Origin of the sequence: Streptomyces sp. DH-12 (assembly GCF_002899455.1) — a bacterium.
Lineage (GTDB): Bacteria > Actinomycetota > Actinomycetes > Streptomycetales > Streptomycetaceae > Streptomyces.
Genome location: NZ_PPFB01000001.1, coordinates 1,464,671 through 1,488,090, shown reverse-complemented (window position 1 = coordinate 1,488,090; position 23,420 = coordinate 1,464,671). Strand labels below are relative to the sequence as shown.

Genomic DNA, 23,420 nt, shown 5'->3' with positions numbered 1-23,420 from the left:
CACCGCGCTGCGCCGCGCGCACGCCTCACCCACCGGGACCCCCTCCATGCCACTCACGGACCTGACCCTTGCCGAGTGCCTCGCGCTCCGCCCCGACCTCGACGAACCCGCCGACCTCGACGCGTTCTGGGACCGGACCCTGCGGACGGCGCGCGCGGCCGGCGGAACCCCGAGCTTCGTCCGCGAGGACACGGGTCTGACCCAGGTGACCACCTACGACGTGACCGTGCCCGGCTTCGCGGGCGAACCCGTACGGGGCTGGCTGCACCTGCCGGCCGGGGCCGAGGGCCCGCTCGGCTGCGTCGTGGAGTTCCTCGGCTACGGCCGCGGCCGCGGACTGCCGCACGAGCAGCTGATCTGGGCGAACGCCGGCTACGCCCACTTCATCATGGACACCCGCGGCCAGGGCTGGTCCACGGCGGGCGGCGACACCCCCGACACCGTGTCCCTCAACGGCGACGTCCCCGGCTTCCTGACCCGGGGCGTGGACAGCCCGGAGAACCACTACTACCGGCGCGTCTACACCGACGCCGTGCGCTTCACCGAGGCCGCCCGCGCCCACCCGGCGGTCGATCCGGACCAGGTCGTCGTCACCGGACACAGCCAGGGCGGCGGGATCTCGCTCGCCGTCGCGGGCCTCCTCCCCGGCCTGGCGGGCGTCATGCCCGACACCCCGTTCCTGTGCGACATCCGCCGCGGGGCGCTCGTCGCCGGCGCGCCGCCCTACACCGAGATCGCGGAGTACCTCAGCCTCTACCGCGACCGCGTCGAGACCGTCTTCACCACCCTGTCCTACGTCGACGCGGCCGTGCTGGCCTCCCGCGCCACCGCCCCGACGCTCTTCTCCATCGCCATGATGGACGCCGTCTGCCCGCCCTCCACCTGCTTCGCCGCCTACCACCGCTACGGCGGCGCCAAGGACCTGCGGGTCTACGAGTTCAACGGTCACGAGGGCGGCGCCGCCCATCACCGGCGCGAGCAACTCCTCTGGCTCCGGGACCTGTTCACCGCACCCCGACTCGTGGACCCCGGTATCTCCACCCTGCACGATCCCCAGCTCGCCTGACCCCCTCAGAGAAGAGGACACGTTCATGCAGCGTAGAGTCACCCTCGCCGCCACCACCGTGGGCGCGGCCCTGGCCCTGCTGATCACCGGCGCCCCCGCCGCGCACACCGCCGACGCCCAGGCCGCGGCCTTCGCCCCCGGCACCCTCACCTCGCAGGACATCGCCACCGCCGGCACCGGCTCCCCCTACTACCGCATCCCCGCCCTGACCCGGACCACCAAGGGCACCCTGATCGCGGCCTACGACGCCCGCCCCACCCTCGCCGACCTCCCCGGCAACCTGAGCGTCGTGCTGCGCCGCAGCACCGACAACGGCCTCACCTGGCAGCCCCAGCAGGTCGTCCGCAGGGAAGCCGCCCCCAAGGGCTTCGGCGACCCGAGCCTCCTCGTCGACCGGGAGACCGGCCGGATCTTCGTCTTCTACGCCGCCTCCGTGAACCAGGGCTTCTTCGGCTCGGCCACCGGCAACGACGAGAACGACCCGAACGTCCTCCAGGCCGACTACAGCTACTCCGACGACGACGGCCTGACCTGGAAGCACGAGCGGATCACCGCCGAGATCAAGAACCCGGCCTGGGCCGGCATGTTCGCCGCCTCCGGCGAGGGCATCCAGCTGCGGCACGGCGCCTACAAGGGCCGCCTGATCCAGCAGTACGCCATCCGCAACAACGGCGCCAACTACGCGGTCAGCGCCTACAGCGACGACCACGGCGCCACCTGGAAGATGGGCACCCCCGTCGGTCCCGGCGGCGACGAGAACAAGACCGTCGAGCTCTCCGACGGCCGCGTCATGCTCAACAACCGCTCCGCGCCGTACCGCACGGTCGCCTACTCCTCCGACGGCGGCGTCACCTACACGCCGTTCCAGCAGGACACCGAGCTGCCCGACCCCGCCAACAACGGCTCCGTCATGCGTTTCGCGCCGGACGTGGACGCCTCCCACCCGCGCGCGAAGTGGCTGATGTTCAGCAACACGGCGACCACCAACAGCCGCAGCAACCTCACCGTCCGCCTCTCCTGCGACAACGGGCAGAACTGGCCGGTGCGCAAGACCGTCGAGGCCGGATCGGCCGCCTACTCCACGCTCACCCCGCTCGGCAGCGGCACCACGGGCAACGACCGCGTGGGCATGCTCTGGGAGCGCGCCAACTACCGGCACATCACCTACTCGTCCTTCGACCTCCAGTGGCTCGGCGGCGTCTGCGCCCCGGTCACCGTCACCCCGCCCGCCTCCCTGCCCGCCGGGAAGACCACCACCGTCACCGTGCGCGTCGTCAGCCAGAACGACGTCACCCTCCCCGGCGGAACGGTCTCCCTGGCCCTGCCGGCCGGCTGGAGCGCCCCCGAGGTCGCCGTGCCCGCCCTCAACCCCGGCCAGGGCGCCAACATGAAGATCCCCGTCACCGTCCCCGCCGGCGCCACGGCCGGCAGCGTGAAGGCCACCGCGAAGTACACCGTCCGCGGCCGGCAGCACTCCTACGGCGACACGACGTTCACCGTCACCGCGCCGTAACACGGCCACGGGCCGCCCGGCGCCGGACACCCCGGCGCCCGGCGGCCCGTTCCCACCGTTCCACCACTCGCAAGCCCAGGAGAACACTCATGTCCTCGTCCCAGCCCCTCCGCGGCGTCGTGCCGCCCGTCTGCACCCCCCTGGATGCGTCGGGCGAGGTCGACACCGCCTCGCTCACCCGGCACGTGGAGCATCTCGTCAGCGGGGGAGTGCACGGACTGTTCGCCCTGGGCTCCAGCAGCGAGGTCGCCTTCCTCACCGACCGGCAGCGCGAGACCGCGCTGCGGACCGTCGTCGAGACCGTCGCCGGCCGGGTCCCGGTGCTCGCCGGCGTCATCGACATGACCACGCCCCGCGTCCTCGTCCACGCCGAGGCCGCGCGCGAGGCCGGCGCCGACGCCCTGGTCGCGACCGCGCCCTTCTACGCCCGCACCCACCCGGCGGAGATCGCCCACCACTTCCGCACCGTGCGCGCGAGTGTCGACCTGCCGCTGTACGCCTACGACCTCCCGGTCTCCGTGCACAGCAAGCTCTCCGTCGCCCTGGTCCGCGAACTCGCCGAGGACGGCACGCTGGCGGGCCTGAAGGACAGCAGCGGTGACGAGGGCGGCCTGCGCCGGCTCGTCGTGGAACTCGGCGGACGCCACGGCCGCGCCGACGGCCCCGCCCCCGGCTTCAGCGTCCTCACCGGCTCCGAGCTCACCGTGGACGCCGCCCTGCTGGCCGGCGCCGACGGCGTCGTGCCGGGCCTGGGCAACGTGGATCCCGCGGGCTACGTGCGCCTCTACGACGCGGTGCGCGCCGGCGACTTCGACACCGCCGTCAAGGAGCAGGAGCGGCTCGTCGAGCTGTTCGGCATGGTCGACGCGGGCCCCGAGAGCGAGATGGGCCGCAACTCCTCCGCCATCGGCGCCTTCAAGCACGCGCTGCGCCTGCTCGGGGTGTTCACCGGGGGCACCACCGCCGCACCGCAGATCCAGCTGAGCGAGGCGTCGGTCGCGCAGGTCGAGGAGCGGCTGCGCGGCGCCGGCCTCCTCCCGCTCCGATGACGGCGCGGTTCCCGGACGGCGCCCCGGTGATCGGCCTCGACCTGGGCGGCACGAAGATCGCCGCCGCCCTGGTCACGGCCGACGGCGCCGTCCTGGCCCGGCACACCCTGCCCACCCCGGCGACGGCGGGGGCGGAAGCGGTGCTCGACGCGCTGGCCCAGGAGGTCCGCGCGGTGTGGGCGCCGGGCGCCGCCGCGATCGGCGTCGCCGCCGCCGGAGTCATCGACCCGGAGACCGGAACCGTCACCAGCGCCACCGACACGATCCGCGGCTGGGCCGGCACCGCCCTGGCCTCCGGCCTCGCCGCCCGCACCGGCCTCCCCGTCGCCTGCGACAACGACGTCCGCGCCACGGCGGCGACGGAACTGACCGGCGCCCCCGGCCGGAGCGACACGATGATCTACGCCGCCGTCGGCACCGGGGTGGGCGGCGCCGTCGCCGTGGACGGCCGCATGCTGCACGGGGCGGCCGGCGTCGCCGGGCACCTCGGGCACCTGCCCAGTCCCGAGGCCGAGGGACTGCCCTGCACCTGCGGCGCCACCGGGCACCTGGAGGCGATCGCCGCCGGCCCGGCGATCACCGCCCACTACGCGCGGATGAGCGGCCTGCCGGCCGACCGTCTGGAGAGCGTGGCCGCCCGTGCGCTCGGGGGCGATCCGCACGCCACGTCCGCCGTCGTGCTCGGCGGCCGGGCCGTCGGCCGGGCCCTCGGCGGCCTCGCCAACGCGCTGGGCGCCGACCGCGTGGTCGTCGGCGGCGGGGTGCCCCGGATCGGCGCGCTGTACCTGGACGCCCTGAACGCCGCGTTCACGGCCGAGCTCATGGCCCCCCTGCGGGGCCTGCGCCCCGTGCCGCCGCGCGGCGGACCCGACGCCGCGGTCCTCGGCGCCGCCGCGCTGACCCGCACCCTGCCCCTGCACCACCCCCGTACCTCCACCGGAGCCCTGCGATGACCCTGCCCCTGGCCGACGCCCTGAAGGGCCGACTGATCGTCTCCTGCCAGGCCCCGCCCGGCGATCCGATGCGGCACACCGACACCCTGGTCCGCATGACCCTCGCCGCCCGGGCCGGCGGCGCGGCGGCCGTACGGGTCAACGACCCGGAGGTCGTCGCCGCCACCGTCGCGGCCGTGGACCTGCCGGTGATCGGACTGTGGAAGGACGGCGACAGCGGCGTCTTCATCACGCCGACCGTGCGTCACGCGCTCTCCCTCGTGGAGGCCGGGGCCGCCGTCGTCGCCGCCGACGCCACCGCCCGGCCCCGCCCCGACGGCAGCACGTTCGCCGGTCTCGTGAAGGCCGTGCACGAGGCGGGCGCCCTCGTCATGGCCGACGTGTCCACCTTCGACGAGGGCCGTGAGGCCGCCGAGCAGGGCGCCGACTTCGTGGGGACGACCCTGTCCGGCTACGTGCCCGGTTCGCCCGTCCAGACCGCGCCGGACCTCGCCCTCGTCGCGGACCTGGCCGCCGCGATCACCGTGCCGGTGATCGCCGAGGGCCGCATCGCGACCCCCGGGCAGGCCGCCGAGGCGCTGGCTGCGGGCGCGCACAGCGTCGTCGTGGGCACCGCCATCACCGCGCCGACCGCGCTGACGGCGACGTTCGTGGCCGGCATGGCGGGCGAGGAGGCCGCGGCGGGCTGAGGGGAGGCCGCCGCCCCGGGCGGCGGCCTCCCCCCGTACGTGCTACGAGCTGGGCGTCCCGTAGACGCCCAGCTCGTAGAGCGAGTAGCCCCACGTCGTCCTGCGCTCCACGCCCTGCATGCGGACGTACCGCACGGCCTCGTCGCCGGGGAGCCGGACGACGTCCGTGCCGCAGGACTCCGGGCGCCGCGTGGACTCGGTCCGCCAGGTCACCCCGTCCACGGAGGTCCGCACGGCGTACTCCGTCGCGCAGGCGCTCTCCCAGGCCAGGGTCACCGCGGCGACCTTCGTCGGCTCGGCGAGCTCGATCTGGACCCAGGCGTCGTCCGCGTAACCGGAGGCCCAACGGGTGTCCAGCCGCCCGTCGTTGACATGGCGGGCGGCCAGCCGGTCGAGTCCCTGCTCCACGCTGGCGGCGGAAGCCGTCCCCTCGGGGGCCAGGTTCCGTGCGCCGCCCGCGGAGTCCCACAGCCGCAGCCGAAGTTCGGCCTGGGTGAGGAAGGCGTCGAGGACGCCGTCGCCGACCTTGGGCCGGACCCCGCCCCACGCGTTGCGCGGCGGGTCGACCCGTACGGCGCGGGCCCGCTCCTGCAGATCGGCCGACTCGGCCAGCAGCCGGTCGGAGGTCTCCCGGTCCCCGGCCTGCCGTGCCGCGAGCGCGTCGAGCATCCTGACCGTCGCCGTGCCCCACAGCCCGGTGGCGTCCAGCCAGGGCGCCGCGTCGACGGTGAAGCCCCGCTGCACGGCGCCGGAACGGATGGTGCCCGGCGCCCGTTCGATCGCCGCCGCGTACGGGCGCAGGGCCCGGAGCGCGCCGGTGCGGTCCCCCTCGTCCCACGTCGTCCAGAACGTCCCGACGCGGCGGGACAGTCCGGGAGCCTGGGGCTGCCACGGGGTGTCGCCGAAGGTCGGGGCCAGGTGCTGCAGGTCGGCGAAGACGAGCAGGGCCTCGGTGGCCGCACGGTCGCCGCCGGCCAGGTAGGACAGGGCGTGCCGCCAGTTGCGGCCCGCGTCGTACGCGCGGTCGTTCCAGGCGAAGTCCGCGGTGCCGAAGACGGCGACCTTGCTGGCGTACGGCTGGTTCATGGGGTTGGCCACGACGCCGGAGAGGTGGTCGGAGAGGCCCGCCTCCCGCTTGTCGTAGGGCGCGAGCAGCAGACGTCCGCTGGTGTTGCCGAAGTCGTTGACCGGATAGTTGTCCCAGACGAACACCTTGCGGCCGAAGACCTCCGAGGCCTGCTCGGCGTCCTCGTTCGTGATCCCGGTGGGCACGACGCCCACCCCGGTCCACATCACCTCGACTGCGGGGTCCAGGGTCTCCCGCAGGGCCCGCTTGTAGGCCGACTCCGCGTGGTTGTAGTACTCGGTGGGCACCATCTGCAGCGGCCACACACCCTCGTGGGTGTCGACGAAGGTGCGCTGCACGTCGTTGAGCAGGTCGGCCTGCGCCTTCCCGGCGGCCCCGGTGCCGGGTGCGCCGTACGCGGCCCGGTCGGCCTCGCAGTTCCAGCGGCTGTGGTCGATGTCGTCGAGGGGGACGGAGAAGGCGCGGGTGCCCAGGTCGTACAGCGCCTGGAGCTTGTCCTTGAGCGCCTTGCGGTCGGCCGGGTCGGAGTAGCAGATCGACTGGCCGGGGGAGACCGCGAAGGTGAAGCGCACGTGGTTCACCGCGGCCCGCTCCACCAGCTCGCCCAGCTCCGCGAGCTTCTCCGCCGGGTAGGGCTCGCGCCACTTGTCCCGGTGGTAGGGGTCGTCCTTGGGCGCGTAGACGTAGGTGTTGGCCTTGACGTCCCCGTAGAAGTCCATCTGGTCGAGGCGCTCGGCGTGCGTCCAGGGCTGTCCGTAGAAGCCCTCGATCGTGCCGCGCAGCGGCATCGACGGGAAGTCGCCGGCCTGGGCGCCGGCCACCTTCCAGCCGCCGCCGGAGCGGACGAACAGCTGACGCAGCGTCTGCACGGCGTAGAACTGGCCGGATCCGTCCGTGCCGCCCAGGACGACCTGCGCTCCCCGCCCGGCCCGCGCGACGCGCAGGGCGTAGCCCTCCGCGCGGCCGGGGACGGCCGTGTCGCCGAGTCCTGACGCGACGTCGGGGCGGGTGGCCGGGCCGAGCCGCACGGTGAGCAGGCCGGCGGTGGCCCGGGGGACGTTCCCGGGAGCGACGACGTCGACCCGGTCGGCGCCGTGCCGCTTCAGCTCGGCGACGAGACGGGCGCGGGCGTGGACGTCCGTCTCCGCGTCCGCCACGACGATCACCCTGCCCGTGACGGGGACGTCCGCGCCGACGCGGGACAGGGACTGGGGGACCGGAGTGACCGGCGGCAGCGGGGCGGCCGCCCGAGGGCCCGCCTCCACGGCTGTGGCCGGGGGCGCCCCGGCCGCCAGGCCGCTTGCGAGCGCGAAGCACACGCCGAGCGTCGCCAGGGTTGTCGTGCGTCTTCCCACGAGACCTCCAGAGTCGGTACGGACCGGGAAATCGGCTTGTGCGCGGAGATGGTGCCGCCTTCGACGGTAGGACGTAAGACGTATGGGGTCTAGACCTCTTCGCGTCCCGGCTTCACGCCGGCCAACGGACGCTCCCGTGCCGTGCCCGGGGGTGGCGTCCCCCGGCGGCACCCGCCTACCCTGCGTGCGGCAGTGGCCGAGGCCGCCGGCCCGGAGCGGGTGGTGGAGGAGGGCCGGACGACGCGAACACCTGGGGCAGGGCATGCAGTTCACCACCCGACCGACCCTCCAGGGCACCTTCGGCATGGTGTCCTCCACCCACTGGCTGGCCTCCCAGTCCGCCATGGCCGTCCTCGAGGACGGCGGCAACGCCTACGACGCGGCCGTCGCCGGGGCCTTCGTCCTGCACGTCGTCGAACCCCACCTCAACGGCCCGGCCGGCGAGGTGCCGATGCTGCTCGCCCCGGCCGGCGGGGACGTGCGGGTGCTGTGCGGGCAGGGCGTCGCCCCGGCCGGGGCGACCGCCGCCCACTACCGGGGGCTCGGGCTCGACCTCGTCCCCGGCACCGGACCGCTCGCCGCCGCCGTGCCCGGCGCCTTCGACGCCTGGATGCTCCTCCTGCGCGACCACGGCACCAAGTCCCTCGCCGACGTCCTGAAGTACGCCATCGGCTACGCCGAGGACGGCCACCCGCCCGTGGAGCGGGTCGGCGGGACCGTGGAGACCGTGCGCGAGCTGTTCGAGACGGAGTGGACCACCTCCGCCGAGGTCTACCTCCCCGGCGGACGCCCGCCCCGCCCCGGAGAGCTGTTCCGCAACCCCGCCCTCGCCGCCACCTGGAAGCGGCTGCTCGCCGAGGCCGCCGGCGCCGGCGGCCGGGAGGCGCAGATCGAGGCCGCCCGGGACGTGTGGCGCACCGGCTTCATCGCCGAGGCCCTGGTGCGGCAGGCCGCCCGCCCCACCCTGGACACCAGCGGCGAGCACCACACCGGCACCCTCACCGCCGAGGACCTCGCCGCCTGGTCCGCGACCTACGAGGACCCGGTGACGTACGACGTCGACGACTGGACCGTGTGCAAGGCCGGACCCTGGAGCCAGGGCCCGGCGCTGCTCCAGCAACTCGCCCTGCTGCCGGACGAGCTGCCGCCGTACGGCTCCGGCGCCTACCTGCACCTGCTGATCGAGAACTGCAAGCTCGCCATGGCCGACCGCGAGGCCTGGTATGGCGACGCCGCCGAGGTGCCGGTCGACGACCTGCTGTCCGCCGCGTACAACGCCGAGCGGCGCGCCCTGGTGGGCCCCCGCGCCTCCCACGACCTGCGCCCCGGCAGCCCCGGCGGCCGCACCCCCCGGCTCGCCGCCCACGCGCGCGTGGTGGCCGCCGACGGGCCCGGTTCCCGCCTGATGGGCGTCGGCGAGCCGACCGTCGCCAAGGGCCCCGCCTCCCCGGTGCCCGGCGAACCGGAGGTCTCCGCCGACGGCGGCACCCGCGGCGACACCTGCCACCTCGACATCGTCGACCGCTGGGGCAACATGATCTCCGCCACGCCCAGCGGCGGCTGGCTCCAGTCCAACCCCGTCGTGCCCGAGCTGGGCTTCCCGCTCGGCACCCGGCTCCAGATGACCTGGCTGGAGGAGGGCCTGCCCAACAGCCTCACCCCGGGCCGCCGCCCCCGCACCACGCTCACCCCGTCCCTCGCCCTGCGCGACGGCGTGCCCGTCATGGCGTTCGGCACCCCCGGCGGGGACCAGCAGGACCAGTGGCAGCTGCACTTCTTCCTCGCCGTCGCCCTGCGCGCCGAGGTGCGCGGCGGGCTCGACCTCCAGGGCGCCATCGACGCCCCGAACTGGCACAACGACAGCTTCCCCGGCTCCTTCTACCCCCGCGGCATGCGGCCCGGCAGCGTCACCGTCGAGTCCCGCACCGACCCGGAGGTGATCGAGGAGCTGCGCCGCCGCGGCCACGACGTCACCGTCGGCGACGCCTGGTCCGAGGGCCGGCTGTGCGCGGTCGCGCGCGACCCGGACACCGGCGTGCTCTCCGCGGCCGCCAACCCGCGCGGCCAGCAGGGGTACGCGGTGGGCCGCTGAGCCCATGGCCCCGGGTGCGGGCAGCCCATTTCCGCGCCGCCCGCACCCGGGACCGCCCCGGGCCGGGCAGGGGCTGTCGGCGGCGCGTGCTCTCATGGAGGAGTGATCGAGACCGACGCGACCATCGACGAGTTCCTCACCCGGCACGCCCACGACGTGGAGGCCGCGGTCCGCGAGGCCGCCGCGCGGGAGATCGTGCCGCGCTGGCGCCGCCTCGCCGCCCACGAGGTGGACCGCAAGAGCGGACCGCACGACCTGGTGACCGACGCCGACCGCGAGGCCGAGCGGTACCTGACGGCGGAGCTGCCCCGCCTGCTGCCCGGCTCCGTCGTGGTCGGCGAGGAGGGCGTGCACGCCGACCCGGCGTCGTACGAGGCGATACGGGGGGACGCGCCGGCGTGGATCGTCGACCCCGTCGACGGCACCCGCCAGTTCGTGCGCGGCGAGACCGGCTTCTGCACCCTGGTCGCCCTCGCCCTGGACGGAGTGGTGCACGCCTCCTGGACGTACGCCCCGGCCCGTGACCACCTGGCCACCGCCGTCCGCGGACGGGGCGCCCGCCTCGACGGGGAGCCGCTGCGCTCCGGCTCCCCGGAGGCCGGCCGGGACCTCCGGGTCGCCACCTCGCACCCCGACTTCACCAGCGACGAGCAGAAGCGCGCCCTGCTCGGCCTGCGCACCGACGGCGTGGCCCCGCGTCCCTGCGGCTCGGCCGGTCTCGAGTACCTGGCGGTCGCCCGCGGCGAACTGGACGCGACCGCGTTCAACTGGGAGCTGGCCTGGGACCACGCGGCCGGGATGCTGCTCGTGGAGGAGGCGGGCGGCGCCCATCTCACCCGCGCGGGCACGCCGTTCGCGATCCGCGGCGGCAACACGCTGCCGTTCACCGCGGCGCGGGACGAGGCCACCGCGCGCCGGGTGGTGGAGCTGCTGTCGCGGGCGGTCCGACCGTGCGCGACGCGGGGTGGTGTGCCGGGCGGGTGACCGGACGCCGCCCGGGGCCGCGCGCGGCCCGGCATATCCTGATCCCTCAGTGGCCGTCGGCTGACGAAGGAGTCCGAAGGTGCCGTCGATGCTCGATGCGGTCGTGGTGGGGGCGGGGCCGAACGGGCTGACCGCCGCCGTGGAGCTGGCCCGGCGCGGCTTCTCGGTGGCCCTCTTCGAGGCGAAGGGCACCGTCGGCGGCGGCGCCCGCACCGAGGAGCTGACCCTCCCCGGTTTCCGGCACGACCCCTGCTCCGCCGCCCACCCCCTCGCCGTCAGCTCGCCCGCCTTCCGCGGTCTGCCGCTGGAGCGGTACGGGCTCCAGTGGCTGCACCCCGAGCTGCCCATGGCCCACCCCTTCCCGGACGGCACGGCCGCCGTGCTGGCCCGCTCGGTCGGGGAGACGGCCGCCTCCTTCGGGCCACGCGACGCCGGCGCGTACCGGCGGCTCGTCACGCCCTTCCTGCACCGCTGGGACACCCTGGTCCGCGACTTCATGTCGCTGCCGCTGACCGCGCTGCCCCGCGACCCGGTCACCCTCGCCCGGTTCGGCCTCGTCGGCCTGCCGCCGTCGACCTGGCTGGCCCGCCGCTTCCGCGACGAGCGCGCCCGCACCCTCTTCGCCGGACTCGTCGCCCATGTGATGGCCCCGCTCAGCGGCTTCGCCACCTCGGCCGTGGGTCTGGTCTTCGCCCTCGCCGCGCACACCCGCGGCTGGCCCGTCGCCCGCGGCGGCTCCCAGGCGCTCTCCGACGCCCTGGCCGGACACCTGCGGGACCTGGGCGGCGTTGTGCACACCGACTACGAGGTCAAGCGGCTCGACGACCTGCCCCCGGCGCGGGCGTACGTCTTCGACACCTCGCCCACCGCGCTGGCCCGCATCGCCGGCTTCGGCGAGCACTACGCCCGCTACCGCTACGGGCCCGGCGTCTTCAAGATCGACTACGCGCTGGACGGGCCCGTCCCGTGGACCGCCCCCGAGGCCCGCACCGCCGGGACCGTGCAGATCGGCGCGGACAGCGCGGAGATCGGCGCCGCCCTGCGCGCCGCCTCCCGGGAGGGCCGCGCCCCGGACGCGCCGTTCCTCATCACCGTGCAGCCCTCCGTCGTCGACCCCACCCGCGCCCCCGGCGGCAAGCACGTCTTCTGGGCCTACGGACACGTCCCGCACGGCTGGACCGGCGACCTCACCGACGCGATCGAACGGCAACTGGAGCGCTTCGCCCCCGGCTTCCGCGACCGCGTCCTGGCCCGCGCCACCGCGGGTCCGCCCGAACTGGCCGCGCGCAACGCCAACTACGTCGGCGGCGACATCGCCACCGGCGCGGTCTCCGGACTCCAGGCGCTGCTGCGCCCCAAGCTGTCGCTGTTCCCGTACACGACACCGCACCCGGCCGTGTACATCTGCTCGCAGGCCACCCCGCCCGGCCCCGGCGTGCACGGCATGCCCGGCCACAACGCCGCCAAGGCGGTATGGAGGAGGCTCCGACAGACATGACCCCCACCCTCACCCTCGTCCAGGGCGACATCACCCGGCAGAGCGCCGACGCGATCGTCAACGCGGCCAACTCGTCCCTGCTCGGCGGGGGCGGCGTCGACGGCGCGATCCACCGCCGGGGCGGCCCGGAGATCCTCGCGGAATGCCGCGCCCTGCGCGCCTCCCGGTACGGTGCGGGGCTCCCCGCGGGAGAGGCCGTCGCCACGACCGCGGGCCGCCTGGACGCCCGCTGGGTGATCCACACCGTCGGCCCGGTGCACAGCGAGACCGAGGACCGCTCCGCGCTCCTCGCCTCCTGCTACCGCTCCTGCCTCCGCGTCGCCGACGACCTGGGCGCCCGCACGGTCGCGTTCCCCGCCGTCTCCACGGGCGTCTACCGCTGGCCCCTGCCCGACGCGGCCCGCATCGCGGTGGAGGCGGTCCGCACGGCGGACACGGCGGTCGAGGAGATCACCTTCGTCCTCTTCGACGAATGGGCCTACGAGGCGTTCGCGGAGGCGGTCGACTGACGCGGGGCCCGCCGGCCGGCGCCGGCCGGCGGGCGCGAGGGGCGCCGGGCGCCCCGCGGCACCGCGCGCCCCGCCCCTCAGATTGTCGGCGGACGCCGGTCCGCCTCCGCCGCGTCGGCGACCGCCTCCGCCGCCGCCTGGGCCGCCCGCGCCGTGTCGTCGGCGGCCTTCGCCGCGGCCTCGTCGTCGACCGCGGGCTTCGCCCGGGTGGCCGGTGACGGGGGCAGCGACTCGCTGAACGCCTTCGACACGCCCTGCAGCGCCGTCGTGATCTCGCTCGGGATCACCCAGAAGTTGTTGCCCTGCCCCTGCGCGAGCTGGGGCAGCGCCTGCAGGTACTGGTAGGCGAGCAGCTTGGGGTCCGGGTCGTTGCGGTGGATCGCCTGGAACACCTCGTCGATGGCGCGCGACTGGCCCTCGGCCTCCAGGACCGCGGCGGTCCGGTTGCCCTCCGCGCGCAGCACCGCCGCCTGCTTGTCACCCTCCGCCGTGAGGATCTGCGACTGGCGCTGGCCCTCGGCGCCCAGGATCGCCGCCCGCTTGTCCCGCTCGGCGCGCATCTGCTTCTGCATGGCCTCCTTGATGGACTGCGGCGGGTCGATGGCCTTGATCTCCACCCGGTTGACCCGCAGCCCCCACTTGCCGGTCGCCTCGTCCAGCACCCCGCGCAGCTGGCTGTTGATGGTGTCCCGCGAGGTGAGCGTCTTCTCCAGGTCCATGGACCCGACCACGTTGCGCAGCGTGGTGACGGTCAGCTGCTCCACCGCCTGGAGGAAGTCGGCGATCTCGTAGAAGGCCGCGCGCGGGTCGGTGACCTGGAAGTACAGCACGGTGTCGATCTCGACGACCAGGTTGTCCTCGGTGATGACCGGCTGCGGCCTGAAGGAGACGACCTGTTCCCGCAGGTCGATCTGCGGGTGCACCCGGTCGATGTACGGGATGACGAGGTTGAGCCCTGGGGTGAGGGTCTTGTGGTAGCGGCCCAGCCGCTCCACGTTGCGGGCGCGTGCCTGGGGCACGATGCGCACCGCCCGGATCACCGTGAAGATCGCGATCAGCGCGATCAGCAGGCCGGCGACGAGGGAAGCGGAGACGTCCATGGCTTCAGTCCCGTGGGTAGACGATCGCGGTGGCGCCACTGATCTCGATGACGTCGACGGTCGTGCCGGGCGAGATCACCAGCGTTTCGTCGTAACTGCGGGCCGTCCACTCCTCGCCGTCGATACGGACCCTGCCGCCGGTGCCCGACACGGCCGTCAGCACCTGCGCGGGCTTGCCCACCAGCGCGTCCACGCCGAAGCGGGGACCCTGCGGGCGCACCATGTGGCGCAGGGCGAGAGGGCGTACGAAGACCAGCGTGACGGAGGCGAGGACGGCGTACGCGACGAGCTGGACCCCGAGCGGCAGGCCGGCCGCCGCGACCCCCGCCGTGACCAGCGCGGCCACGCTCAGCATGCCGAGGGCGGCGGTGAGGGTGAGGATCTCCGCCACGGCCAGGACGGCCGCGACGATCAGCCAGATCAGCCAGGAGTCCATGTCGCGCCTCTTCTCACCCGGGGTGGAGGGCTTCGGCCGGCGCCGGCCGGCACGCGGAGGGACCGGCACCTTTGCCCCCACTTTACCCAGTGGCGGCCCGGGTGCCGAGGTCCGTGCACCGAGCATTCCCGCCGTACATGTCCGGCACGCCTCCAATTGGGTGATGACCCTTATGGCGCCGGCCCGCCCTGTCGGGCGAGGGTTCGAACGGCCCCCTTGATCCCGTTGACGCCGGTGCCCGCCGGGCGTGTATGTGCGCCTGTCCCGCCCTGCCCGGTGTGATCGTGATGCACAGCGTCGTCGGAGGGGCCGGGACACCGGCGACGGACGGACGGCCGAGGACGGTACGAGGAACTGATCGATGACCTTGCCCGAGCTGTACGTGACGCTGCTCATCGCGGGCACGGTGCTGCTGGCCAGCATCGCCGCCGCCCGCACCGCGCACCGGGTGGGTCTGCCCAGTCTGCTGCTGTTCCTCGCGGTGGGGATCGTGGCCGGCGAGGACGGCCTCGGCCTGCGGTTCGACGACGCCCAGCTCGCCCAGGCGCTCGGCACCGCCGCCCTGGCCCTCATTCTCGTGGAAGGCGGTCTGACCACCCAGTGGGGCGACGTCCGGCGGCTGGTGGCGCCCGCCGGCGTGCTGGCCACCGTGGGGGTGTTCCTCTCCGTCCTGGTCACCGCCGCGGGCGCGCACTGGCTGCTCGGCCTGGACTGGAACGTGGCGCTGCTGCTCGGCGCGATCGTCTCCTCGACGGACTCCGCCGCCGTCTTCTCCGTGCTGCGGGCGCTGCCCCTGCCCCGCAGACTGACCGGGCTGGTGGAGGCCGAGTCCGGCTTCAACGACGCGCCCACCATCATCCTGGTGCTGGTCTTCTCCACCACCACCTCCGACGCCCCGGCGATCGGGGCCCTCTTCGGCAACCTGCTGTTCCAGCTGGCGGCCGGCGGCCTGCTCGGCGTGCTGACCGGGCTCCTGGGGGCCGTCGCGCTGCGCCACATCGCGCTGCCCGCCACGGGCCTCTACCCCCTGGCCACGGTCGGCTTCGGCATCATCGCCTTCGCCGCCGCCGGCGCGGTCGGCGCGAGCGGCATCATCGCCGCCTATCTGTCCGGTCTGGTCCTCGGCAACTCCCAGCTGCCGCACCGCGCCGCCACCCGGTCCTTCGCCGAGGGCGCCGGCTGGCTGGCCCAGATCGGCCTGTTCGTCATGCTCGGCCTGCTCGTCGACCCCAGTGAACTGCCCGGCGCGATACTGCCGGCCCTCGTCGTCGGCCTGGTGCTGCTGCTGGCCGCCCGGCCCGTCTCCGTGCTGCTCTGCCTGCTGCCGTTCCGGATCCCCCTGCGGCAGCAGGCGTTCATCTCCTGGGCGGGTCTGCGCGGCGCGGTCCCCATCGTGCTCACCACCTTCCCGGTGGTGGAGGACGTGCCGCACGCCCGCGAGATCCTCAACATCGTGTTCGTGCTGGTGGCCCTGTTCACCCTGCTCCAGGGACCCACGCTGCCCGCCGTCGCCCGCCGCCTGGGCCTGGTGCGCACCGACGCGCTGCGCGAGATCCAGGTGGAGGCCGCGCCGCTCGACGTCCTGGACGCCGACCTGCTCACGGTGAGCATCCCGGAGGGCTCCCGGCTGCACGGCGTGGCCGTCTTCGAACTGCGGCTGCCGTCCCCGACCGTCGTCACCCTGATCGTCCGCGACGGCGCCACGCTGGTGCCGGACCGCGGCACCGTGCTGCGCGCCGGCGACGAACTCCTGCTCATCGCCACCCCGGAGACCCGCGAGGACACCGAACGCCGGCTGCGGGCCATCGGCCGCCGCGGCAAGCTCGCCCGCTGGCTGGGCGAACACGGAGCGCCGGAACCGGAAGGCACCTCCACGGGCCGCTGACGGCACGCCGGCCGTCCCGCGTCCGGACAGCCACCCCACAGGTCCGGACTGCCCCGCGTCCGGGACGTGACGCGTGCGGAACCCTCACGACCGCACGGAGCGCGACGGCGTCATGGCTTCGTCCGGGTGCGAGCCCTGGATGAACGAGTCCGATGTGCGCGCTGGTCACGGCCATGGCGAAGGGCGCCCGTCGGCTCGTGTGTGACTACCGGCCCGGACGTCCTCCTGGCGGCCCTGTACGTGTTCGTCGGCGACCACGTGGCGCCTCGCCGCCGGATCGGGCACCTCAGCTCACTGAAGATCTTGTCCCTGGGGACGCCGTGCTTGGCGAGTGAGTCGAGCTGGGAGTCGAGTCCTGCCCGAGCGTCGAGCACTGGGCGTGACCGATGCGGATGTCCGCGCTCGGCAGGTCCGGGCCGATCGGCGCCGGCGGCGGGGCGCCCGGCCGCCACGGCCGCCCCGGGCCGCGGCCGACGGGGGCGGGGCACCCGCAGCGCCTTCTTCGGCCGGGGAATCTTCGTGAAGCGGCGGGGTGTGGCAGGCGGAGGCGACCGCGCCGCCGTGCGAGCGGCAGGGCGGACCGGGCTGGGCGTCGCACTTCGGACAGGCGTGCTGTTCGACGTCGTCCGCGTCCGACCGGTCAGCCGGGAAGGGCCGCTGAGGGCCCGTCATGAGCCCGGATTCTCGCACGGTGCGAGTCTCGGAAGGGGGTTCCTCCTGCTTTTGAGTGAGAACGGGTTCCGCGAACGAATCCGGGATCGCGGGGCTCCGGCGGGCGGTTCCTGATCGTGGTCGCGCGAAGGAACGTATGTGAGGGAGCCGGAGTCGAGGTGGTGATCCACCAGTGATCGAGTGCCCGACTGCCGGCTGGCGACCGGAAGCAGCCTGCGGAAGGTGTCTCACGTGACCACCGGACGGTCGGCAAGGGTGTCTTGAGCGGTGCGTCAGCCCGAGGCCCCGCTGCGCCGGGCGTAGGCGCGGGCGGCGCGGGCACGGTCGCCGCAACGGGTGGAGCACCAGTGGCGCCGGCCGTGGGTGCGCAGGAGGAACCGGTCGCAGGGGGCGGAGCCGCAGGCGGCGAGGATGCCGGCGTCGGGACCGGTGAGCAGGTCGGCGGCGTCGGCGGCGAGGGTCGCCAGTGCGTGGTTGACGGCCCGGTCGGTGGGGTGCGCCTGGACGCGGCGCAGCCCCCGGGCCCCGTCCCAGGCGAGGAGGGGAGCGGTCGGCACGGCCGTGAGGGCCTCGTTCACCGCGCGCAGGGACTCCTCGGGCGGGGTGGTGGTGCCGATGCGGGCGGCGAACAGGGCGCGTACGTGGGCGCGCAGCGTGCGCATCCGCTGGGCGCACACCTCGTACAGCTGCACGTCCGGGGTGGTCAGGTCGTGGGCGGCGAGCCAGCGCATGGCGGATTCCGGGGCGGCGAGCAGGTCGTAGCTCTGGCCGGCGGGCAGGGTCGCGGCGGTGTCGGCGAAGTCCAGGGAGCGGTACCGGTCGGCACCCGGAGCCGGGGGCAGAGCGGTCGGCGCCACGTCGGTGGCCAGGGTGTCGTCCATGCCTCTCATGGTAGCGCTTGCGTTTTTCCGTGATGCCTGCCTAGCCTGTCATCACGTTAAACGCAGATTTTTTTCGTGAGAAACGGAGACGTGATGTCCCAGCTCAACGCCGATCGGTTCCCGGTCCGCACGTTCGGCGGGCCGACCGCCCTGTTCGAGTACGGCGGCCTGCGCTTCCTGACCGACCCGACCTTCGACGGCCCCGGCGACTACCCCTCGTCCGGCCCGACCCTGACCAAGACCGCCCCCTCCTCCACCACCACCGCCGACCTCGGCCCCGTCGACGTGGTCCTGCTCTCCCACGACGAGCACGCCGACAACCTCGACACCTCCGGCCGGGCCCTGCTCGCCGACGTCCCCCTCACCCTGACCACCCCCGGCGGCGGCGAGCGCCTCGGCGAGAAGGCCAGGGGCCTGGCCGAGTGGGAGACGGCCGAGCTGGAGCGCCCGGGCGGCGGCACCGTCACCGTCACCGCTGTTCCCGCCATCCACGGCCCCGGTCCGCGGGAGGAGGTCGAGCCGTTCGCCGGCCAGGTCGTCGGCTTCGTCCTGACGGGCGAGGGCCTGCCGACGGTCTACGTCAGCGGCGACAACGCCTCCCTCGACGCCGTCAGGGAGATCGCCGAGCGCTTCGCCCCGATCGACACCGCCATCCTGTTCGCCGGCGCACCCCGCTTCCCCATGCTCTTCGACGGCGGGTTGATCGTCCTGGACAGTGCGCAGGCCGCCGAGGCCACCCGGATCCTCGACGCCCGCCGCGTCGTCCCGGTCCACCACGACAGCTGGGCCCACTTCACCGAAGGCCGCGACGAGCTGGAGGCCGCCTTCGCAGCCGCTGGCCTGACCGACCGGCTGGACCAGGACTGGACGCAGCGCGCCTGAGCCCGGACCGCCGTCCGGGAACCGAGACCTCGTGCCCGGGGCGGGGCCCGCGACACGCCGAGCCCCGCCCCCGGCGGCAACCCCTCGCGGCGTCCCCTGCGCCGTACCAGAACGACAGAGAAGGACCCGATCACATGTCCACCGGAACCGACGCCGGCCTCGTGCACCGCTTCTACCAAGCCCTTCAGCAGGGCGACTACGACACGCTCACCGGCATGTTCCATCCGGACTTCGTCTTCTACCCCCAGGTCGACGCCCCCCGGCCGGGTGCCGCGGGGTTCATCGACGCGGAGAAGAAGCACGTCGACGCCTTCCCCGGCATTCGCCTGACGGTCGTCGACACCATCGCCGAAGCCGACAAGGTCGGCGCCTATGTCGTGGTCGAGGGGGACCAGGGCGGCGACTACTACGGCATCCCCCCGCGCGGAGCGCACATGCGCTTCGCCATGTTCAACCTGTTCACGTTCAAGGACGGGAAGATCATCGAGAAGCGGGCCCACTACAACCGGGCCGACATCATGGACCAGCTCACGGCCGGCTCCGCCGCCTGACGACACCGGCCTCGGCAAGGCCGCGCCTTTCGCCCCTCCGCCGCCGCATGCCGACGGCGCCCCCCTGGAGCGAGGCGCTCTGACCGCCCCCGTCCACAGGACCTGTTGTGAAAAAGCCGTCGGGCAGGACGTGCCCTGCGGCAGGCACCGGTTCGTGTCAGGTTCGGGAGGGCCGTTGCCTCTGGGCACTGCCGGTCGCGATCGGGAGGCTGTGCAGTGTCAGCGCAGCCGGCGGCGGCAGCGGCTGGTTGGCCGTGTCGGCGCGGAACGACTGGAGCAGGTAGGCCACCAGGCGCCGGGACGCTGCGCCGTCATCCGGCAGGGCGGCCACCAGAGCACAGTGCGCCAACAGGACCACGGCGAGGTCGGAAGGGTGAAAGTCGGCCCGCAGCGCGCCCGACGCCTGTGCCCTGCGCACCAGGGTCGTGAAGTCCCGCTCGGCCCGTTGCCGGGAACGGGCGTGTTCCGAGGTGCTTTCCGGGAAAGCCGCGAGGAACGCGGCCGGGAATCCGCGTTCCTCCCGCTGCAGAGCGCAGACCGTCTCGACCAGCTGCTGGAAGCCCTGCCACGGGTCGGGGGCGTCCAGAGCCTCGGTGAGCGCCCGCGCGCAGGTCTCCATCTGCTGCGCGAAGGCGCCGCGCACCAGGGCGTCCCGGTCCGGGAAATGCCGGTACAGCGTCGCCACGCCGAGCCCGGCCCGACGCGCCACGGTCGCCATCGGGGCATCGATCCCGTGCTCCGCGAAGACCGCGCGCGCGGCGGCGAGGACGCGCTCCCGGTTGCGCCGGGCGTCCGCCCGCACCCGGTCCCGGGCTGTGATCCGAGAGGATTCCGCCGTCACTGTCTCTCGCTTCCGGTCCAAACGGACGATCGCGTCCGCTTAAGAGCTTACGGTCAACGCCAGACCCCTCCGGTGGCAAAGGCGGAACGATGAACGACCGCATGATGAAGGCAGTGCTCCACGACCGCTACGGCGGCCCCGACGTGCTCTACACGGCCCGCGTACCACGCCCCGAGCCCGCCACGAGCGAGGTCCTTGTGAAAGTACGCGCGTTCAGCGTCAACGGCGGCGAACTGGCAGCTCGTGCCGGCCGCCTCCGCCTCCTGAGCGGCCGGAGATTCCCCAAGCGCGTCGGCCTGGACTTCACCGGCGAGGTCGCCGCACTGGGGGCCGCAGTCACACGGTTCGCGGTCGGCGACCGCGTATGGGGGGTCCTGGGCCGCACCTCCGGATTCGGCAGCGCCGCCGAGTACGTGACCGTGCCCGCCGAGCGGGTCGGCCGGCTCCCCGACAGCCTTGACCCGGTGGACGCCGCCGCGCTGCCGGTGGCCACCACAGCCATCACCGCGCTTCGCGACAAAGCCCGGCTGCGCCCCGGCGAACGGCTCCTCGTCCGGGGCGCGGCGGGCGGTGTCGGCAACGCCGCCGTCCAGCTCGGCAAGGCGTACGGCGCCGAGGTCACGGCCCTCGCCCGCGCCGCCAACCTCGACTTCGTCCGCGGTCTCGGCGCGCACAGGGCCGTCGACCACCGGACCGTGCGACCGGCGGAACTGGGCCGCTTCGACGTGGTCCTGGACACCGTGGGCACCGACCTGCGGGCCTTCCGGCGCCTGCTGAATCCCGGCGGACGCATGATCACCATCGCCTTCGACCCGAAACGGCCCGTGGCGTCGCTCGGCTACCTCGCGGCCAGCACGGTCCACGGACACGGCCGGGTGCGCTTCTTCAGCGGCAGCCCCACGCGGACGGACTTCGACGACCTCGCCCGCCATGTGGCCGAGGGCAAGCTGAGCCCCGCGGTGGACACGGTCTTCCCCCTGGAGGAGACAGCAGCGGCACACCGGGCGCTGGAGGCGGGCGGGGTCCAGGGCAAGTACGTGGTCGAGGTCGCGTAGGCCCCGGTGAAGGCGCTGATCACAGCCACTGGAACCAGGCTTCCCGCAGATGGCCCGCGGGGCTCTTGGGGAGTGGCGCCCGCCTGCCCACGACGAGCGGCACGGCGCCCGATGCCTCCCCGTCCTCCGTCCGGCCGGTCCCGCACTCGACGACACGAAGGCGGCGCTGTGCTTCCCGGCCGACGTGCCGGGATTCGAGCAGGAGGCCGCCGTGCCGGACGAGCACGGCGGGATCGGGCACGCGGAGCTGCGCCGGCCTGGCGGTGGTGCGCCGGTGTCCGGCTCGACGAGGCACACGGACAGCGTGCACGGGCGGACGCGGGCGGGCACCGGCGCGGTCCACGTGGTGAGCGACGACGTGGACGCGGTGCGCCGGCGGGTGGCCGACGCCGGCGGCGATGTTCTCGAAGCGCCGCACGAGACCCGCTCCGGGCCGGGGGCCGCGGCGTACGTGTGCACGGTGCAGGACCCGGAGGGCGACTTGTGGACCTTCGGCACCTGCTGCGGCCCCTGACCGGAGCGGAGCGCCGGGACGAGACAGGAGGACCCCGGCCGGTCGGGCCGGGGTCCTCCGCTTCGGGCGTGCGGCGACGGGGTCAGTGACTGCCGGCGAGTTCGCCGGTGAGCTTGCCGTGGAGGTCGGCGCTCAGGTCGTTCAGACCGGTGATCTCCACCGTCTTGCCGCGCTGGGTGTACTTCGTCTCGATCGCGTCCAGAGCGGCCACGGAGGAGGCGTCCCAGACGTGGGCGGCCGACAGGTCGATGACGACCTTCTCCGGGTCGCCCGCGTAGTCGAACTGGGTCACGAGGTCGTTGGAGGAGGCGAAGAACAGCTCGCCGGTGACCCGGTAGACCACCGTCTTGCCGTCGGGGTCGACCACGGCGGTGACCTCCGCCAGGTGGGCGACGCGCTTGGCGAAGATGACCATGGCGGTGAGGGAGCCGACGACGACGCCGACAGCGAGGTTGTGCGTGGCGACCACAGCCACCACGGTGATCACCATGACCGCGATCTCACCGGCGGGCATCCGCCTCAGCGTCGTGGGCGCGATGGAGTGCCAGTCGAACGTCGCGAACGACACCATGACCATGACGGCGACGAGCGCGGCCATGGGGATGTCGGAGACGACCGGGCCGAAGACGATGCACAGCACCATCAGGAACACGCCCGCCAGGAAGGTCGAGACGCGGGTGCGGGCGCCGGACACCTTCACGTTGATCATCGTCTGGCCGATCATGGCGCAGCCGCCCATGCCGCCGAAGAAGCCGGTGACGATGTTGGCGACGCCCTGCCCGACCGACTCGCGGGTCTTGGAGGAGTGGGTGTCGGTGATGTCGTCGACGAGCTTGGCGGTCATCAGCGACTCCATCAGGCCGACCAGCGCCATGGCGAACGCGTACGGGGCGATCGTCGTCAGGGTGTCGAGGGTGAACGGCACGTCCGGCAGGCCCGGCACCGGCAGGGAGGACGGCAGGGCGCCCTTGTCGCCCACGGTCGGCACCGCGATGCCGGCCGCGACCGTGATGACGGTGAGGACGACGATCGACACGAGCGGGGCCGGGATCACCTTGGTGACCTTCGGGAAGAAGACCATCAGCGCGAGCCCGCCGATGATCAGCGGGTACACCGCCCAGGGCACGTCGTGCATCTCGGGGACCTGCGCCATGAAGATCAGGATCGCGAGCGAGTTGACGAAGCCGACCATCACGCTGCGCGGCACGAACCGCATCAGCTTCGCCACCCCGAGCGCGCCCAGGATCACCTGGAAGACGCCGGCGAGGATGACGGCGGCGATCAGGTAGCCCAGCCCGTGCTCGCGGTTCAGGGGGGCGATCACCAGGGCGATGGCGCCGGTGGCGGCGGAGATCATCGCGCGGCGCCCGCCGACGACCGAGATGACGACGGCCATGGTGAAGGAGGCGAACAGGCCGATCGCCGGGTCGACACCGGCGATGATCGAGAACGAGATCGCCTCGGGGATCAGCGCCAGAGCGACGACCAGACCGGCCAGGACCTCGGTGCGCCAGACCTTGGGGTCGTCCAGCCAGTCGGGCTTGAGGCCGCGCAGCCGCGCGGCGGGAGTCACAGCAGCAGAAGACAAGGAGATGCGTACCTGTCGTGCTCGGGCACACCCCTCACGTCAGGCCGGGGGTGTGCGGGAAGGACGCGCGGGGGCCGGGCCGGCGCCCCGCGGACGGCCCGCGGAGCGGGCCGGAAGTCGAGGGGGTGGACGCGAGGCGGGGGCGGCGCGCACGGGCGGCCCGGCGGCTCACATCCGGGGGCGAAGGGTCACGGCGGGCAGGCGGCGGCGATCGGCGTCA

At 74.0% G+C, this 23,420-nt stretch carries 20 protein-coding genes and 1 pseudogene; 14 read left to right on the top strand and 7 right to left on the bottom strand.

The window, feature by feature from the left end; all coding sequences use genetic code 11:
• Positions 1-46 precede the first annotated feature (46 nt).
• The 5 genes from C1708_RS05560 (at position 47) to C1708_RS05540 (ending at position 5,270) form a co-directional block, all read left to right on the top strand.
• Entirely contained in the window at positions 47-1,066 is a 1,020-nt protein-coding gene (locus C1708_RS05560) for an acetylxylan esterase (protein WP_106411600.1), read from the top strand.
• 25 nt (positions 1,067-1,091) lie between these two features.
• On the top strand, positions 1,092-2,579 hold the full coding sequence (locus C1708_RS05555) for an exo-alpha-sialidase (RefSeq protein ID WP_106411599.1): 1,488 nt from the start codon (positions 1,092-1,094) through the stop codon (positions 2,577-2,579).
• An 89-nt stretch (positions 2,580-2,668) separates the two neighbouring features.
• Positions 2,669-3,628 carry a dihydrodipicolinate synthase family protein gene (locus C1708_RS05550; protein ID WP_106411598.1) on the top strand — a complete coding sequence of 320 codons (960 nt, stop codon included), beginning with the start codon at positions 2,669-2,671 and terminating at the stop codon, positions 3,626-3,628.
• On the top strand, positions 3,625-4,581 hold the full coding sequence (locus C1708_RS05545; RefSeq protein ID WP_106411597.1) for an ROK family protein: 957 nt from the start codon (positions 3,625-3,627) through the stop codon (positions 4,579-4,581). Before C1708_RS05550 ends, C1708_RS05545 begins: the two co-directional genes overlap by 4 nt.
• Complete coding sequence (locus tag C1708_RS05540) at positions 4,578-5,270, top strand: N-acetylmannosamine-6-phosphate 2-epimerase (protein WP_106411596.1); 693 nt, start codon at positions 4,578-4,580, stop codon at positions 5,268-5,270. Before C1708_RS05545 ends, C1708_RS05540 begins: the two co-directional genes overlap by 4 nt.
• 42 nt (positions 5,271-5,312) lie before the next feature.
• On the opposite strand, the gene C1708_RS36070 is transcribed toward C1708_RS05540, so the two are convergent.
• Positions 5,313-5,678 (bottom strand): discoidin domain-containing protein, encoded by a 366-nt coding sequence (locus C1708_RS36070; protein WP_391663424.1) that lies wholly within the window; start codon positions 5,676-5,678, stop codon positions 5,313-5,315.
• 66 nt (positions 5,679-5,744) lie between these two features.
• Positions 5,745-7,712: pseudogene (locus C1708_RS05535) on the bottom strand (glycoside hydrolase family 84 protein); the annotation flags it as partial.
• A 262-nt stretch (positions 7,713-7,974) separates the two neighbouring features.
• On the opposite strand from C1708_RS05535, the gene C1708_RS05530 reads away from it, so the two are divergent.
• The 4 genes from C1708_RS05530 to C1708_RS05515 all read left to right on the top strand — a co-directional run bounded on the left by C1708_RS05530 (position 7,975) and on the right by C1708_RS05515 (position 12,795).
• Complete coding sequence (locus C1708_RS05530) at positions 7,975-9,804, top strand: gamma-glutamyltransferase family protein (RefSeq protein ID WP_106411595.1); 1,830 nt, start codon at positions 7,975-7,977, stop codon at positions 9,802-9,804.
• A 102-nt stretch (positions 9,805-9,906) separates the two neighbouring features.
• Positions 9,907-10,788, top strand: coding sequence for an inositol monophosphatase family protein (locus tag C1708_RS05525; RefSeq protein ID WP_106411594.1), 882 nt, complete (start codon positions 9,907-9,909; stop codon positions 10,786-10,788).
• Between the two features lie 88 nt (positions 10,789-10,876).
• Positions 10,877-12,286, top strand: coding sequence for a phytoene desaturase family protein (locus tag C1708_RS05520; protein WP_106416164.1), 1,410 nt, complete (start codon positions 10,877-10,879; stop codon positions 12,284-12,286).
• Positions 12,283-12,795 (top strand): O-acetyl-ADP-ribose deacetylase, encoded by a 513-nt coding sequence (locus C1708_RS05515; protein ID WP_106411593.1) that lies wholly within the window; start codon positions 12,283-12,285, stop codon positions 12,793-12,795. The genes C1708_RS05520 and C1708_RS05515 overlap by 4 nt, the downstream gene beginning before the upstream one ends.
• 77 nt (positions 12,796-12,872) lie before the next feature.
• Here the strand turns inward: C1708_RS05515 and C1708_RS05510 are convergent, their stop codons facing one another.
• A complete protein-coding gene (locus C1708_RS05510; RefSeq protein WP_106411592.1) occupies positions 12,873-13,895 on the bottom strand; it encodes an SPFH domain-containing protein in 1,023 nt (340 codons plus the stop codon).
• Between the two features lie 4 nt (positions 13,896-13,899).
• The gene (locus tag C1708_RS05505) at positions 13,900-14,331 is read right to left on the bottom strand and encodes an NfeD family protein (RefSeq protein WP_106411591.1); all 432 of its coding nucleotides are present in this window, start codon (positions 14,329-14,331) and stop codon (positions 13,900-13,902) included.
• Between the two features lie 361 nt (positions 14,332-14,692).
• Between C1708_RS05505 and C1708_RS05500 the strand changes: the two genes are divergently transcribed.
• Positions 14,693-16,216, top strand: a complete 1,524-nt coding sequence (locus C1708_RS05500; protein ID WP_106411590.1) for a potassium/proton antiporter — start codon at positions 14,693-14,695, stop codon at positions 16,214-16,216.
• Positions 16,217-17,160: 944 nt separating this feature from the next.
• Here C1708_RS05500 and C1708_RS05490 read toward each other — a convergent pair.
• A complete protein-coding gene (locus C1708_RS05490; RefSeq protein ID WP_106411589.1) occupies positions 17,161-17,769 on the bottom strand; it encodes an ABATE domain-containing protein in 609 nt (202 codons plus the stop codon).
• Between the two features lie 93 nt (positions 17,770-17,862).
• Between C1708_RS05490 and C1708_RS05485 the strand changes: the two genes are divergently transcribed.
• Positions 17,863-18,651 (top strand): MBL fold metallo-hydrolase, encoded by a 789-nt coding sequence (locus tag C1708_RS05485; RefSeq protein WP_106411588.1) that lies wholly within the window; start codon positions 17,863-17,865, stop codon positions 18,649-18,651.
• A gap of 134 nt (positions 18,652-18,785) precedes the next feature.
• Positions 18,786-19,202, top strand: a complete 417-nt coding sequence (locus tag C1708_RS05480; protein ID WP_106411587.1) for an ester cyclase — start codon at positions 18,786-18,788, stop codon at positions 19,200-19,202.
• 157 nt (positions 19,203-19,359) lie between these two features.
• Here the strand turns inward: C1708_RS05480 and C1708_RS05475 are convergent, their stop codons facing one another.
• Positions 19,360-20,004 carry a TetR/AcrR family transcriptional regulator gene (locus C1708_RS05475; RefSeq protein ID WP_241911166.1) on the bottom strand — a complete coding sequence of 215 codons (645 nt, stop codon included), beginning with the start codon at positions 20,002-20,004 and terminating at the stop codon, positions 19,360-19,362.
• 128 nt (positions 20,005-20,132) lie between these two features.
• Between C1708_RS05475 and C1708_RS05470 the strand changes: the two genes are divergently transcribed.
• Both C1708_RS05470 and C1708_RS05465 read left to right on the top strand, forming a co-directional pair.
• A complete protein-coding gene (locus C1708_RS05470; protein WP_106411585.1) occupies positions 20,133-21,098 on the top strand; it encodes an NAD(P)-dependent alcohol dehydrogenase in 966 nt (321 codons plus the stop codon).
• Between the two features lie 49 nt (positions 21,099-21,147).
• Positions 21,148-21,612 (top strand): VOC family protein, encoded by a 465-nt coding sequence (locus C1708_RS05465; protein WP_241911165.1) that lies wholly within the window; start codon positions 21,148-21,150, stop codon positions 21,610-21,612.
• Between the two features lie 82 nt (positions 21,613-21,694).
• Here C1708_RS05465 and C1708_RS05460 read toward each other — a convergent pair whose 3' ends face one another.
• A complete protein-coding gene (locus tag C1708_RS05460) occupies positions 21,695-23,200 on the bottom strand; it encodes a SulP family inorganic anion transporter (RefSeq protein WP_198602404.1) in 1,506 nt (501 codons plus the stop codon).
• Between the last annotated feature and the right edge of the window lie 220 nt (positions 23,201-23,420).